Annotated in this window: 1 protein-coding gene and 1 pseudogene; both read left to right on the top strand. The window is 37.8% G+C overall.

Annotation, left to right across the window (positions count from 1 at the left end; genetic code table 11):
- Positions 1–156, top strand: a pseudogene (locus AAEZ22_RS18175) (IS4 family transposase); the annotation flags it as partial.
- A gap of 156 nt (positions 157–312) precedes the next feature.
- Positions 313–465 (top strand): sigma factor-like helix-turn-helix DNA-binding protein (locus AAEZ22_RS18170; protein WP_352298393.1); only part of this gene is annotated, 153 nt, incomplete at its 3' end.

Genomic DNA, 465 nt, shown 5'->3' with positions numbered 1-465 from the left:
CAAATTCGGATGGTATGCCACATGGAGCTAACGAGTCATCAACTCATTAATTGTGCTTTTAACGGGCAGCATCAAGGGGAAATGACACTCGCTGAAGAACTCATTGAAGGCACACCGGATAATTCATTAACCTTATTTGATCGCGGTTATTATTCATTTGCATATTCTCTCCAGCTTTGATCACTAAAATCACTTGTAAATGATCACTTTTATGCTCTTAATGATTTTGCCGTTCAAAGCTTAATACCACTCGTAACCGAGTTCGCGTTTTATCATTTTTGTAGGTGTGTAAACCGTTATCTGAATCGTTTGATGAGGATAACAACAAAGACAACAAGACCTGTATCTATGAGTAAATTACATTCCATTTTACGGCTGAAGTACTCAACACAATTATCCCATCGAGAGATTGCCAGAAGTTTAAATATTTCACCTGGTACTGTGGCTAATTACCTTAAAAAGGCC

The organism is Pseudoalteromonas sp. 20-MNA-CIBAN-0454 (genome assembly GCF_040308685.1).
Taxonomy (GTDB): domain Bacteria; phylum Pseudomonadota; class Gammaproteobacteria; order Enterobacterales; family Alteromonadaceae; genus Pseudoalteromonas; species Pseudoalteromonas nigrifaciens.
Note: the sequence above shows the minus strand (reverse complement) of the source record. Positions and strands in the feature narration are given on the sequence as shown.